Annotated in this window: 13 protein-coding genes; 9 read left to right on the forward strand and 4 right to left on the reverse strand. The window is 45.0% G+C overall.

Features of this window, described 5'->3' with window-relative positions; all coding sequences use genetic code 11:
- Positions 1–34 precede the first annotated feature (34 nt).
- From cooS to BUA78_RS06155, 3 genes are all read right to left on the reverse strand, one after another.
- Positions 35–2,137 (reverse strand): anaerobic carbon-monoxide dehydrogenase catalytic subunit, encoded by a 2,103-nt coding sequence (gene cooS / locus BUA78_RS06145; RefSeq protein ID WP_072911984.1) that lies wholly within the window; start codon positions 2,135–2,137, stop codon positions 35–37.
- A gap of 151 nt (positions 2,138–2,288) precedes the next feature.
- Positions 2,289–2,975 (reverse strand): Crp/Fnr family transcriptional regulator, encoded by a 687-nt coding sequence (locus BUA78_RS06150; RefSeq protein WP_072911985.1) that lies wholly within the window; start codon positions 2,973–2,975, stop codon positions 2,289–2,291.
- Positions 2,976–2,985: 10 nt separating this feature from the next.
- On the reverse strand, positions 2,986–3,744 hold the full coding sequence (locus BUA78_RS06155; RefSeq protein ID WP_072911988.1) for a class I SAM-dependent methyltransferase: 759 nt from the start codon (positions 3,742–3,744) through the stop codon (positions 2,986–2,988).
- A gap of 190 nt (positions 3,745–3,934) precedes the next feature.
- Between BUA78_RS06155 and BUA78_RS06160 the strand changes: the two genes are divergently transcribed.
- The 5 genes from BUA78_RS06160 to BUA78_RS06180 all read left to right on the forward strand — a co-directional run bounded on the left by BUA78_RS06160 (position 3,935) and on the right by BUA78_RS06180 (position 9,253).
- The gene (locus BUA78_RS06160) at positions 3,935–4,366 is read left to right on the forward strand and encodes a NapC/NirT family cytochrome c (protein ID WP_072911990.1); all 432 of its coding nucleotides are present in this window, start codon (positions 3,935–3,937) and stop codon (positions 4,364–4,366) included.
- A 60-nt stretch (positions 4,367–4,426) separates the two neighbouring features.
- Complete coding sequence (locus BUA78_RS06165) at positions 4,427–5,704, forward strand: ammonia-forming cytochrome c nitrite reductase subunit c552 (protein WP_072911993.1); 1,278 nt, start codon at positions 4,427–4,429, stop codon at positions 5,702–5,704.
- Positions 5,705–6,892, forward strand: a complete 1,188-nt coding sequence (locus BUA78_RS06170; RefSeq protein ID WP_238456742.1) for a cytochrome c biogenesis ResB family protein — start codon at positions 5,705–5,707, stop codon at positions 6,890–6,892.
- Positions 6,889–7,743: a c-type cytochrome biogenesis protein CcsB gene (gene ccsB / locus BUA78_RS06175; RefSeq protein ID WP_072911996.1), complete on the forward strand. Its 855-nt coding sequence runs from the start codon at positions 6,889–6,891 to the stop codon at positions 7,741–7,743. The genes BUA78_RS06170 and ccsB overlap by 4 nt, the downstream gene beginning before the upstream one ends.
- 214 nt (positions 7,744–7,957) lie before the next feature.
- Complete coding sequence (locus tag BUA78_RS06180) at positions 7,958–9,253, forward strand: BsuPI-related putative proteinase inhibitor (protein ID WP_072911999.1); 1,296 nt, start codon at positions 7,958–7,960, stop codon at positions 9,251–9,253.
- 175 nt (positions 9,254–9,428) lie between these two features.
- Here BUA78_RS06180 and BUA78_RS06185 read toward each other — a convergent pair whose 3' ends face one another.
- The gene (locus tag BUA78_RS06185; RefSeq protein ID WP_072912002.1) at positions 9,429–9,653 is read right to left on the reverse strand and encodes an FmdB family zinc ribbon protein; all 225 of its coding nucleotides are present in this window, start codon (positions 9,651–9,653) and stop codon (positions 9,429–9,431) included.
- 534 nt (positions 9,654–10,187) lie between these two features.
- On the opposite strand from BUA78_RS06185, the gene BUA78_RS06190 reads away from it, so the two are divergent.
- From BUA78_RS06190 to BUA78_RS06205, 4 genes are all read left to right on the forward strand, one after another.
- A complete protein-coding gene (locus BUA78_RS06190) occupies positions 10,188–10,766 on the forward strand; it encodes a DUF4309 domain-containing protein (protein ID WP_072912005.1) in 579 nt (192 codons plus the stop codon).
- A 325-nt stretch (positions 10,767–11,091) separates the two neighbouring features.
- Positions 11,092–11,496: a hypothetical protein gene (locus BUA78_RS20470; protein ID WP_072912007.1), complete on the forward strand. Its 405-nt coding sequence runs from the start codon at positions 11,092–11,094 to the stop codon at positions 11,494–11,496.
- Positions 11,497–11,760: 264 nt separating this feature from the next.
- The gene (locus BUA78_RS06200) at positions 11,761–12,657 is read left to right on the forward strand and encodes an SDR family oxidoreductase (RefSeq protein ID WP_072912010.1); all 897 of its coding nucleotides are present in this window, start codon (positions 11,761–11,763) and stop codon (positions 12,655–12,657) included.
- Between the two features lie 121 nt (positions 12,658–12,778).
- Positions 12,779–13,195 carry a hypothetical protein gene (locus tag BUA78_RS06205; RefSeq protein ID WP_072912012.1) on the forward strand — a complete coding sequence of 139 codons (417 nt, stop codon included), beginning with the start codon at positions 12,779–12,781 and terminating at the stop codon, positions 13,193–13,195.
- The last annotated feature ends 183 nt before the right edge of the window (positions 13,196–13,378 follow it).

Genomic DNA, 13,378 nt, shown 5'->3' on the forward strand with positions numbered 1-13,378 from the left:
CGGTTGTTGAATGAAACAGCCGGCACTGCTTTTTCTAATGCTTTGGCAGATTGGAAGACAAGCCTAGTTCTGCCCGTTTTTTCTCGATATGTTCCAGATAAATATCTGCAGCCTTCTCAGCATCCAGCTCGATCATTACTTTCCCGAGACCCAAGGTTTCGGTGGTTTCAGTCAGGGTTTTTACCACCACTTCACTACCGGTTACCGAGGGTACCGGGGCAACGTGAACCAACCAACCCATGGCCACAGCGGTGCAAGCATCGGCTACCGCCTTTTGTTCCAGGTATTCCGGGGCACCGATGACCAGCGGCAGGGCGTTGGTATCCACATCCAAAGCATCGGCCAGTTCCATCGCCGTATGGGTCATTTTACCCACATCCACACAAGCCCCATAGGACAGAACCGGTGGAATGCCCAGAGATTGGCAAACCTGCTGCAAGCCGGAGCCTGCTTCCTTGGCGGCCTCGGGTTTGCATAAGCCGGTATATTCGTAAACGGCAGAAACACAGCCACCGGACAAGATTAAAACATCTCGCTCAATCAGGGCTTTAGCCAACTTAAAGGCGTTGCTGCCGCCCTGACCATAACGGGCGGTGGTGCAGCCCACCATGGTGGCAATACCGCGAATATTACCATTGGCAATCTGGTCGATTAGTGGCTGCCAACTGCCACCTAGGGCTTGTTTAATCGATTCAGTGGAGAAGCCCACCATGCAATCACTGACATGGGGCGGTACATAGACGTCGCGATTTTCTTCTTGCCTCTTTTTAAAGAATTCCAGCGCCCGTTCCAGACATTTCTCGGCTTGTTTGGCCATTTGCTCGGGCATAAAAGCCAACGCTTCGGTATCCGGCATACGAATAACCGGGTCGACACTCATCAGTTTGGTACCAAACCGTTCGGCATACAGAGGCAAGGTAGGCACGGAACAGTTATAATCAAACATGAACAGATCCACACAGCCAGTGGCCAGCAGATATTCTTCCGATAACCACTCCCCTTCCTGACCAGCCAGGGCCGACATATGGTGGGAACCAGAGTAGTTGATGAGCTGCTGGCCTTCGCAGACATGGCCCATGATCTGGATGCCCTCTGCCCCGATCTCTTTGGCCTTCTGCTGCCATTTGTCAGTAGAGGCTAGATCAATGACCACGTGGGCGAGTAAGGGCATATGACCGTTGGTGATGATGTTTACCTTTTTGGGATCCAAGAGACCCATATTCATTTTCTGTTGAGTGATTTCCTGGGTACCAATGAGAATCTCTTGTAAGATATCCAGGGCAAACAGACCCTGAAACTCGTTGGCCACCCCGAGACGTACACAGGTTAGCAGGAAATCCACCGGGTCTGCCCCCAGGTTGGTCATACACTTAGTCTGGGCAAAGCCTACCTCGGAAAAGACACCACCGGGGAATAGCCCCAGTTTGCGCCACAGCTCCTTACGGCGAGAGGGGGCAAAGGCTTCCACCAGTTTTGATTCCATGAAGTTAGGTCGATGCAGATCTTCCAGAAAGAAATCGGCGAATTCCACGGCTAACTTTTCAATGGGTTTATTGGTGTCCAGGCCCAGGAACTCGGCATATTTTTTCAGTTTTTCCGGTTCTCGAATTTTCAGACCGCTTTCAGGGCTGGTGCCTGCGGCTCTTAAGGTACGGGCTGCCTGCATGGCATGATAGCAGTTAGCAGAGGTGCCGATGGTGGTATGGCGGTAGGTGAAGTTCCGGGATACCATGACATGGGCATCAACACCGCAAACACCACGTTGGGCCTTCTTCGAGATACGACAGGGGCCGTTGGCGCACAACTGGCAGGAGAGGCCGGGAGCACAGAAATTACACTGGGGCTGTTGTTCCGAGAAACGATCAAATACGTTGGTTAAGCCCTGGTTATGGACTACCTGGTACATTTCCCGCATGGCTGGATCTACAATGACGTTTAAGGGGTAACCTTCTTTAGATTGGTCATCCTTGTTTTTGATATGCTCCCGTTGCCAGTGATGCATGGCCTCCCCCTGGGGGGAGGGTTCAAATTTGCGATAGTTATAGGGTACTTCCTTTTGATTGCGATCCTGATGGGCACTGGGATCGTTGGTATCCGAACGGTGAGTGGGATCGCTGTTGTGGATTAAGTCAGACATGATAACCCTCCTTAAGGATTTCTGATGTGATTATTCCCTAAGAAGGAATTATTATGCAATAAAAAACACCCCGTATAGTACAAGGTGTTACTTGTTGCTGAAAGTATAGTAACTAACAGAGTATTTCAAAGGGAAGTATCCGCAGGCTTCCTTATCTCAATAAATCTTCCAATTTTGCTTTATCCAACACCACAATTTGCTGCCGCTCCACATCAATGGCACCGGACCGCTTAAAACCATTCAGCATCCGGTTGACCGTTTCCCGGGAACTGCCTGTTAAATTGGCCAACTCTTGATTGGTTAGGCTCATGTTAATAAAGATTCCCTTTGATTTTTTAATGCCATGGTCTTCGGCCATCTTGATGAGGGCAAAGGCTAGCCGGCGGGTGGTATCATGCAGGGCAAGGTTCATCACCTTTTCCTGAGCGGTGCGCAAACGCCGGGACATGATACGCAGCATTTCCACAGCCATCACAGGGTTCTTACTGATGAGTCTTTCAATGTCCTGGTTGCGCAGCACTCCTACCACAGAGTCCTCCTGAACTTCTGAAGTGGCCGGATAAGTACCGCCGTCAAACAGCACTACTTCTGCAAAGATTTCCCCGGCATTGACAAAATGTAAAATATGTTCCCGACCGTCCTCCAGTCGTTTGGTTAATTTAATTAAACCGGATTTCAGGATATAGATAGCCTCGCCTGGTTCGCCTTCCATAAAAATAAAACGTCCCTTATGATAGCTGCGTTCCAAAAGCACGCTAGAAATTTCTAAAAGTTGCTCATCAGCCAAGCCATAAAACAGGGGAATCCTTTTTAAGTATTTCAGATTTTCCAATGACATGCCTCCTACTCTACTTACTTAAACTGCAGGATCTGCGACGAAAGGTTTTGATGACCGTTGCTTGGCTGTCCCAACTGTGGGGTTTTCCATCGAACCCGCCAAACACTTCGGTTCCTTCAAAACCAGCAGCGGCTAAGTTCTGTTCCAGATCGGCACGGGTTAAAGGACGTAGGGGTACCTGACCGCTGCCCAAGGATTCTTGGCTGCCGTTATTACCATTTTTCGCTAGAGAAGTTATAAAGTCAATTAAGCCATCTGCACGAAACTCGTATTGGCGGGTAAAAACGAGGCCTGCCTGGCGGTTAATAATATCTGGCAACTGAGTAATATTACCTTTGAGAATACGGTCATAGTTAACCGTTTGCAGGAGCAATACTCCCCCATGATACAGCCGTTCTTTCATTTGCTTGAGAGCTGTCAACAAGTCTTTATCAGTTAAGAGGTGGACAATGGAATTGCCAATACAGATAACGGCATCAAATTTACCTTCTATATCCTCCAATTTTCTCATGTCACCTGTACGGAAATCCACCGTTAGTCCTTCTTTGCGGGCCTTTTCCCGGGCCAATTTAATCATGTTTTGTTCGTAATCAATTCCTACCACAGTAAGACCCCATCTGGCAAATTCCAGAGCATAATTACCGGAGCCACAAGCCAAGTCCAATACCCTGCTGACACCGTGATCGGTGAACAGTTGGCGAAAGAACTTTAATTGAGCCTGTCCGGCTGGGAAAATATCATCGTAATACGGACTTAAGTCTTTATACATTATGACACCTCAAAGCTTTTTTCTTTTAGTTTACCCAGCGTTTCTGTCTTGCATCATTGCGTCAATGGATGTCTTCATTGTAATAGAAGCTGGAAAATATGGCAATGCTGGTTTATAAATGCATAGAGATTGTTTTTTTGCTACAGAATATGTTTGTTTATCCAAAAAATTAACAGATAAGGGGGTCATTATGAAGAAAACCCTCCTAATTGCCGGTGTGGGAGTGCTGCTCCTGCTGAGTCCACTTGTTACGAAAATACCAGCTATCAATAAACGGCTGGATGGACCGGGTTTTTGCGGTGCCTGCCATGTGATGGAATCCTGGGTGGATACCTGGGTTCACAGTGCTCACATGCAGGCAGCCTCCTGCAGCGACTGTCATATTCCTCATGATATGGTGCGTGGGGCCTACTATAAAGCCTATGTAGGATCTCGGGACGTTATTGAAATGATTTTAGGAAACTGGCCGACACCCATTAAACTAAGCCATCATGGTGGGGTGGTGACACAGGAAAATTGCTATCGTTGTCATGAGACACTACTGGAACCAACCAACGAAACACCCCAGGGCAAAACCCGAAATTGCTGGGACTGTCACCGCAACACACCACATTCGCTGTAATACGAATCCGCATTTCAAAGTAAAAACAGTGAATCATTACTTCTGAAAGGGGCGCATTATGTGAAGTCAAAGGGTTTTATTCTGGCCCTGGTGGCCATTGCTGGCATCGTCGTGTTGGGGGCTATGTATATGTCCTTCCAAAAGAACAACCGGGTCCAGGCGGAAACGGCAAAACTTCCACCGATCGGAGAAAAGGAAATTGATTCCTCTGTCTGGGGAAAACACTACCCAAGGACGTATGACAGCTTTTTAAAGGGTAAGGAAACCGGGGTTCGCACGAAATATGGCGGTAGTGATAAATATTCCAAGGCGGAACAACAACCTGAAATGAAAACTCTCTTTGCCGGTTATGGTTTCTCTGAGGAATATAACGAAGAAAGAAGCCATTTCTATGCCCTGGAGGATAACTCCAAGATCACTCCCGCCCGGAGAAAGGCCGGGGCAGTTTGCTTGTATTGCAAATCCCCTGCCATACCGGGCTTACTGGAGAAATATGGTGACGACTTTGGTAAATTTACGTATGAAGAGATGTATAAGCAGGTAAAATTCGCCATCGGCTGCTCCGACTGCCACGATCCAAAGGATATGAGCCTGCGCATTACCCGACCGGCTTTGGTCGAAGCCCTGCAGCGTATCGATAAGGACTGGAAGCTCGCCTCTCGCCAAGAAATGCGCTCACTGGTTTGCGCCCAGTGCCATGTGGAGTACTACTTTAACAAAGAAAAGAAGGTAACCTTCCCCTGGGATAAGGGTTGGACCGCCGATCAGATGGAAGAATACTACGGCAATTATCAAAATTCCATCCACGTTGATTGGACGCAACCACAATCCGGCACCAACCTGCTCAAAGCACAGCACCCGGACTATGAGTTTTCCCAGGGTGGTGTACACGCTGCTGCCGGGGTCGCTTGTGCAGATTGCCATATGCCCTATGAAAGGATTGGCAATGTTAAAGTGACTTCCCACTGGTGGGTAAGTCCAACCCGTACCATTAACAAGAGTTGCACCCAGTGTCACCGCGAGGGTGAAGAGTGGCTGTTAAATCGTATTCACTATTACCAGGATCGCAACTTTGAAGCCTTAAGAAGGGCTGGTACACTAAACGTTGAGGCGATTAACGAAATCGAAAAATCTTCTAAAACAGCGGGAGTTAATCCGAAAATTCTGGAGGAGGCCAGAGCCTTACACCGTTCCTCCCAGTGGCGTTGGGATTACATGTCTGCTGAAAACAGTATGGGCTTTCACAACACTCAGGAGGGTATGAAAAACTTGAGTAAATCCATTGATTTGGCCCACCAGGCCATTGCCGCAGCCCGCAGAGCACGGGGGGCAGAGTAAATGTTTAAGCTGAAGTTAATGATGACAGGGGCATGGAAGGTTTTTACCTCCATGTCCCTGGGGTTAGCTCTTTTATGTTTAGTGATTGTTCTTTCCATTATAGGGACTTTTTACGTGGGTATCTTTACATCTCCCTGGTTTTTGACCACCAGTGCTCTACTAACCATAAATCTGTTAGCCTGCACCTGTAGAAGATTAGCTACCCTACTGAAAAATAGGCGTAACTTTCCTGCGGCTTTAGAGCAAGAAGGAAAATACAGATGCTTAGAACTGGCAAATTGTTCCCCCGAACGGGCAGTTAAGGAAGCCGGTGCAGAGCTTCGCCGGTTAGGTTTCCGTTTAAGGGTACAAAGCGTCCAACAAGGAACCATGATCTCCGGCAGCAAAAATGGTTGGGCTGTTTTAGGCTCACCGCTATTGCACCTGGCGATGGTTTTTGTAATTGCCGGTAGTGTGGTGGGGGGAGTTTTCGGCCAAGAGAAGTATTATGAAGTAGCAGTACCCGGTAAGGCTCTGTTAAGTCACGATGGCTATCCCTTTGATTTAAATATCAAGAAGTTTCATGTGGATACCTATGAGGATGGTACAGCAAAGCAGTACACTTCCCATATTGAAGTGTTATCAGCCAACCAAAAAGCACTGGAAAAAACTGTTTCAGTCAACAATCCACTCCAGTATCAAGGTGTTAAAGTGTATCAAACCGCCTTTGGCTACCATCTGCAGGGTGCGGTGAGGGAGGAAAATCGCAGTGTCGACTTCGATGTAGAGGAAGGAGATCCTATTTTTCTTGGCGGACCGGCTAAATTGGAATTGGCCGTACAGTGGCCCAGGTATTATGTCTTTAGCAACGGAGTTCCTTTTACCATGGGTATTGCGGAGCTGGGAGAGCCGATCAATATTCTGAGTCAAGAAATCGTCTTTACCAAACGAACTACCTATACCGGGCTGCAAGTAAAGAAGGACCCAGGCTTACCACTGATCTGGGCAGGTTTTATCCTCTTTCTGCTCGCTCTACCCATGCGGTTATATGTGAGATCCAATCAAATCTGGCTGTTGCTTTCTGCCAGTACAACGGGCACAGAGGTTCGTCTGGCTGCCCGCCATAGAATAAAAGGTAAGGAGCAGGAAGATCTGATACTGGAAAAATTAAGCGGCATTACCTGGGAGGAGCGTGCCTTACAATCATGATAGAACTGGTAGAAAGATATGCCTTTGATACAACCCTTTATCTTTACGCTCTGGGTACCCTCATCTTTCTAGCCTATACCCTGACCGAAAGAAAAAGATTGATCACTACGGCTTTAGGGGTGGTAGGCTTAGGTCTGTTGGTTCATACGGTTGGACTGGTGGAACGTACAGTCACTGTAGGGCGTCTGCCCTTTGCCAATATGTACGAGTTTACGGTGCTCTTTGCCTGGGGAGTGATTTTGGCTTTTTTAATTACCCAGAAAAAACATCCGGTACCCTTGCTGGGTATTGTGGTAATACCGGTGGCAGTGGTTTTAATGTCAGCGGCCAGTATGATGACAACAACTGTGGTACGGCCTCTCATGCCAGCGCTACAAAGCTACTGGTTACAATCTCATGTCGCCACCGCAATTCTTGCCTATGGGGCCTTTGGGGTATCCTTTGGGGTAGGGGTGCTCTATTTAATTCGTGATTCCCAGCCAGTAGCCCTAAGCTCTACTAGTGACGGTGCTTCCGCAGTCACCCAGGGTATGTCTCTACTACCCAGCAGCGAAACTCTGGATAAACTTCTATATCGGATAATTGCCTTTGGCTTTGTTTTCCTTACCTTGGTACTCATCACCGGGGCCGTTTGGGCCGAACAGGTTTGGGGTGCCTGGTGGAGTTGGGACCCGAAGGAAACCTGGGCACTGATTACTTGGTTGGTATACGCCTTGTTTCTGCACGGTCGTTTTACTCGTGGTTGGCAAGGCAGGAGAACCGCTTGGTTAGCCATTTTAGGTTTTGCGGCAGTCATGTTCACTCTCTTCGGTGTGACCTGGCTTATGCCTGGTTTACACAGTTATACTTAAAGAATGACTTGCACAACGAACCACTGTGCATCAATTGGCCTTAAAGCTAACAAAGCCTCCGCCGGCAGCTGAAGCGGGGGCTCTGTTTTTTGTAGGCAAGCAGAATTTTTGGTTTCCAAGGCAATATCAGTCAGTCCAATGGTTTTTTCTGAACCTTTTTACTCCTTCCTTCATAAAATATTTTAGTACTACTATGGAAAGGAAGGGATAGAGAATGGCAGTTTATGTTGTTCAGTCAGGGGATACATTAGGTGCTATTGCCACTAGATATGGTCTTACACTGGAGCAGTTGCTACAGTCTAACCCTCAAATCACCAACCCGGATACTATTTTTGTGGGGCAAGAAATTACGGTACCTGAATTGAGTGAGCCAGATACCACAGCACCTCCTACAACACCCGATCCGGAGGTAACCGATACACCCGTTTTGGGAGCGACATCGAGCCAACCCGGTGAGCAAGCAACTATCCGGGCTAATCAAAATCGAATCAATGCGGTTCTCGCGTCCGCCAGACCCTATGGAGCTTATACTACCAGAGTAGTGGATGACTTAATCTATGTTCTGGTGATCAGCAACGACGAACTTCGGCAGGGTGAGCGGCTTCGCATTCGCTTGTATAAGATTAATATTTCCGGTGGGGAGATGAGGCTTCGCTATACGACCGGCCAGCGCTTAGAATTAGTGGTGCGGGATTCCAGAAATCTAGCCGAAGTTTGGCGATATTCCCGGGGACGCAGTTTTAGTCAGACGTCTGGAACGGTTATTATAGGGAGAAATGCCTTTGCCGTTTACGAAAACACCTGGGATCAAAGGGATAATTCTGGTCGTCAGGTGTCTGGGGGCAGATATGTTTTAAATGTTAGCAATGTGGCCAGAGGCTTACGGGATGAGATTATCAGCATACCCTTTAGAATTTTGGGCGGCGTAACACCCACAACAACCCCCAGGCCAACTCCTAGACCAACTCCCCGGCCAACCCCCAGACCAACCCCGGGACCCACACCAGGACCCATTCAGTGTACCGGGGCAAATTTACTGAGAAATCCCAGTTTTGAAAGCTGGACTTCATCCTCTAGGCCTGTAGATTGGAGTGCTACGAATGTGACCCAAACGACGGCAGCTTTCTCCGGCCGGTATGCTGCCCTGTTAGGCAATGTTCCCACCCAAAACGCAACCTTATCCCAGCGGATTCCTATCGTGGCCGGCAGCAACAACCGAGTAAGTTTCCGGGTGGCTGAAGCTGTTGAGCGTGGTCTGCCAGGCAATTTCGAATTTGGCGTACAGGTACTTTTCCGTAATCGGGCAGGTACTGTGGTGGGAGTAGTTCCCCAAGGTCCTTTTTCACCGGCTTTACTGGAAGATGAGCGGTATGAGTTATTTTCCTTTACCACCGGTGATGTTCCCAGAACCGCCGAAACTGCAGAACTGGTACTTACCTTTAATCCTTCAACCGGCAACAGAAGCAGGGTAAGAATCGATTTTGCAGAAATACGCTGCCTCAGTAGATAAAATTAAACTCCCCGGGATCTCCGGGGAGTTTAACAATTTCATAGGATTATAAAAGTAGGAAGAATGTACTTTAAACTCGCGCCTTTTTGATAAATCCACATAGATAGCTTGGCGATTCACCGCCATGCTTCTTTAGACACTGGATGGTAGACTTTGGCTAAAAGCTACTAAGGCTCTAATGTCGGCAGGCACTGCAATTACTGGAAGTACAGCCGTGACAACTGTCCCCCCGGCTACCAGCCAGTGCACCTGGATTATCTACCCGAAAGCCAGACATGATTCTTTTGGGGGCAGCGGCTTGGCAAGAAGGACAAACTAAATTCTCGCCAGTGTCCCCCATTGAACACAGTTTGGCAAATTTGTGTTGACATTTTTCACAGCGGAACTCATACATTGGCATAAAAAACACCTCCAAGATAGCCTTTGGTTAAGGGCCAATTCTCATATCATTTTATCATAAAACCGAATTACTCGTAAAATGAACTCAAGGAAAAGTCAGAAACAAACAACAAGCAACCCTCACAAAAATACATTTTTATTTGCAACTCTGAAATCTTGTTTCTTAGTTAACTAGTATATCCATCTATATAATGCTCCATACACAGGATTTTAAACCTCTAAACAAGCAGCTTGAGATAACCTTAAAGGATTACGCTTAAAAAATGGGAATATGTTCCCAAGGGATTTAGAAAATTGTGGCGAACTTCCAGTAAAAAGAGCTGGAGGTGTAGAGAATGCTCGATATATCTTGGATGGTAATTCTCTTTTTTCAATAACCGGAATGTTTTTGTGACGTGGTTGGGTTTGCAGGTGATAAACTATAACCCTTCATTTTATGGATTAGTTATGGTGTCAGTCATATATGGCCCATTTAATCTGACTCGGGGCAGTATGTGAAAGGGTTTCAGAGTGATTACCAAAAGGGGGTATATTTTTGAAAAAAACCTTTCTAATCACAATATTTCTAATAATTTTATTTGTATTAGTGGGAAATAACCTACTAAATTTAAATCAAAGACAAGTTTCAAAAGATCCTGGGAAGGATGATAGTCTTTCTCCAGAGACACCAACTCTACAGCAAGAGTCAAAAGAAATCCCTTCAGAAAAAAAGCATGGTCCTTTAGTGAGTATGCAAGTTAAGGTAAAAGGAATGGATTTTGGCATTGGGTCGCAGTGTGAAGATATTCTAACTACACTGGGTAGCCCAAAGGAGGAAGGTATTTTTGAGGGAAGCTATTATCTCTCGTATGAACAAATTATCTTCTTCTTAGATTCGATGGAACGGCAAGGGAGGGTAGCATCATTTGCTGTTTGGAAAGGAATGGAAATTGAGAGAGCAACGATAGGGATGACCCCGGATAATATTAAAAAGAAGCTTGGAAGTCCTCTTGAGGAGGGTGTTAATCCAGAAAAAGATTACTATTTACTTTACAAGATTGGAAATAACTCAGTTATTTTTTTCGCAAAGGATGAAAACTCACCGACAACCAGTGCTTTAGTCAAAAGTGAGTAAGATTTACTAGAAGGGTACCGACAACATATTTTGGCAACAAAGGTTAATGTGATAAAGATGTGGTAGGTATATGATTCATTTCGTTTATTCCTAAGTTGTTAGTTATGGCAGTTATGTGTCTTTATCAAGGAGAGAACAAACAGTTTGTAGAGAAACTGGCTCTTTTTTCAACCCAAAATAATGAAATTTTTAACACAACTTGCCGATAAAACTAAAATATTGTTGCTAGAGCTCAATAGAGGAATTGTGCAGAAAAGTAAATAGATAACCCAAAAAGGAAAGGTTGTCAAAAAAACCGTGCCCTTGACATATGGGGAGGATGAATATGAAAACCCACAAATCAATTATAGCAATAGATTTTATATACATCGTTATTATGACTGTATGTTCCGTATTTTATATGTTTGCTGATTTTAGCAAAAAGATTTCAGGGCAGTGTAGTTTTGCACAGTTCGTATTTTCAATATTGGTAATCATTATCTTTATTTTTAGATTGATAAGAAAAAAGGATGGATTGCCTTCATATATCTATGTCATTTATTCCTTAGCGCAGCTTGTAGCTGTATTCTGCTGGATGATCTACGCATCTTATACATTTTATATTTTTCCTGGAGTTAAGGCGATAAACTTTTTAGGTCTAATGGTACATATATTGCTAATTGCTTGGGGTATTAACATGATTAGCATAAAAAAGAAGATACGGAATGGAGTAATCGAAAGCGCAATTTGATTGGGGGTGTCAAGGGGACGGTTCTCTTGACACAGTTGCTATTAGAGAGTGAAGCTAGGATAGCTATTTTTTGGGGATAAAGGGGAGGAAGCTATGCCCAGACACCAGCGAATACTAAGTGAAAACGGAACCTATCATTCTTAGTAGGTTTTAAAGACTATAACATTTTTGGCTGAATACTTAAACATACCATGGGAAGGATAAAAAGGAGAAAAATTCTATATCCTGAAAAGATAAATATATTTTAGGTAAGGAGGAGAATGAATGAGTCAACATTATCCATATATCGGTATGGTAAAGCAGGAAGTAAATCAGCCAATCGCTTTCCCTTCGCAACACCAGCATCCCCCTGGATTTGAATATCTTATTAACCCCCGTCCGATTTTTGATTACCCGGGTTATGTAGGAAGTGGAAAATTGAAAGGGAAGGTAGCGATAATTACAGGCGGTGATAGTGGATTCGGCAGGGCGATTGCGGTAGCCTTTGCAAAGGAAGGTGCAAACCTTACAATTTTATACCTGAATGAGCATAGAGATGCAGAAGAAACCAAAGAATACGTGGAGAAATTGGGTGCAAACTGCCTGCTATTGCCCGGAGATTTACGAGATCCGTCTACCTCTAAGTCAGCAGTAGCTCATACTATGGAAACGTACAAACAATTGGATGTGGTAGTAAATAATGCAGCTGTGCAACCATATACTAGAGATATAATGGATGTGTCGGATGAACAACTGGAAAACACATTTCGCACTAATGTCTATCCACTTTTTTATATGACAAAGGCTGCACTACCTTATTTAAAATATGGGAGCTCTATCATTAGTACAACGTCTAGAGTTGCTTATGAAGGGGCATCGACAGTTATTGACTATTCAGCTTCTAAAGGTGCTATTGTCTCCTTTACTCGAACTATGGCTCTATCTCTTGCAAAAAAAGGTATTCGTGTAAATGCTGTAGCCCCAGGACCATCTTGGACACCATTGAGTGTTAGTACTTATCCTCCAGATGATGTAGCAATCCTTGGGACAGAAACTCCCATGGGGCGAGCCGCTCAGCCATTTGAAGTTTCACCAACATATGTTTATTTAGCTTCAAATGATTCAGCATATGTTACTGGACAGGTACTCCACGTAAATGGCGGTCTAATTCGTTATTCATAGTCACAAATTTATAGAAGAGAAGGGGAGCAGCTGGAAGGTTGCTCCTTTTTAGTGATTAAACCTAGACCAATAATTGATGAAAATCTTACGGAGAGATTGATATTGATGAAATGTACTATAGATGATGAACGATAGTTACTATCTGTTTTTTGATACATTCATAACAATCCGGTTAAAGCAGGGATTGTGGAAAAAGCCAGGGCAATATAAGTGGAGCAGTTACAACAGTTACTTGAATTCACACAAGCCAGAAGCAAAGATGGTAGATACAAAAGTTATCTTGTCTCTAGTTGCAAATGATCGGAAAAAGACAATACAGGAATTCAAGAAGTTTTCGATTGAGAAGGATGAAAGCGAGTTTCTCAATATAGAAGAAGGTAATAGCTGGACAGTTGAAGAAGTCAGATCCTATTTGGAAGAATATCTGACGAAGAGATGGAGCGGGAAAAGTATGGAAGAGTTAATAAATAATAAAGACACCCGTGGGGTAATCATAAGGGACCTTAAGACGAACACCCGGCTATCCGTTAGGGAATAGCTAATTTGCTAGGACTGAATAGAGGGATTGTGCAGAAAACGAGGATAAACTGATAAGAAGAAAGGAAATGGTGTCAAAGGAACCGTCAGAGATCACTGAAAAACACATCACAAAAAATGACAAATAATGAAAATATTATCATTGAATAATATAAAAAGGCCCTCCAAATGGTATAATTAGGCT

The sequence above is a fragment of the Desulforamulus aeronauticus DSM 10349 genome, from assembly GCF_900142375.1.
Taxonomy (GTDB): Bacteria; Bacillota; Desulfotomaculia; order Desulfotomaculales; family Desulfotomaculaceae; genus Desulfotomaculum; species Desulfotomaculum aeronauticum.

What these genes read in the sequence shown, in the direction of transcription:
- BUA78_RS20470 (WP_072912007.1), top strand. Translation starts at nt 11,092, where the DNA reads ATGAAAACCCACAAATCAATTATAGCAATAGATTTTATATACATCGTT.
- BUA78_RS06155 (WP_072911988.1), bottom strand. Translation starts at nt 3,744, where the DNA reads ATGTATAAAGACTTAAGTCCGTATTACGATGATATTTTCCCAGCCGGA.
- BUA78_RS06205 (WP_072912012.1), top strand. Translation starts at nt 12,779, where the DNA reads ATGATGAACGATAGTTACTATCTGTTTTTTGATACATTCATAACAATC.
- BUA78_RS06180 (WP_072911999.1), top strand. Translation starts at nt 7,958, where the DNA reads ATGGCAGTTTATGTTGTTCAGTCAGGGGATACATTAGGTGCTATTGCC.
- cooS (WP_072911984.1), bottom strand. Translation starts at nt 2,137, where the DNA reads ATGTCTGACTTAATCCACAACAGCGATCCCACTCACCGTTCGGATACC.
- BUA78_RS06170 (WP_238456742.1), top strand. Translation starts at nt 5,705, where the DNA reads ATGTTTAAGCTGAAGTTAATGATGACAGGGGCATGGAAGGTTTTTACC.
- BUA78_RS06185 (WP_072912002.1), bottom strand. Translation starts at nt 9,653, where the DNA reads ATGCCAATGTATGAGTTCCGCTGTGAAAAATGTCAACACAAATTTGCC.
- ccsB (WP_072911996.1), top strand. Translation starts at nt 6,889, where the DNA reads ATGATAGAACTGGTAGAAAGATATGCCTTTGATACAACCCTTTATCTT.
- BUA78_RS06160 (WP_072911990.1), top strand. Translation starts at nt 3,935, where the DNA reads ATGAAGAAAACCCTCCTAATTGCCGGTGTGGGAGTGCTGCTCCTGCTG.
- BUA78_RS06200 (WP_072912010.1), top strand. Translation starts at nt 11,761, where the DNA reads ATGAGTCAACATTATCCATATATCGGTATGGTAAAGCAGGAAGTAAAT.
- BUA78_RS06150 (WP_072911985.1), bottom strand. Translation starts at nt 2,975, where the DNA reads ATGTCATTGGAAAATCTGAAATACTTAAAAAGGATTCCCCTGTTTTAT.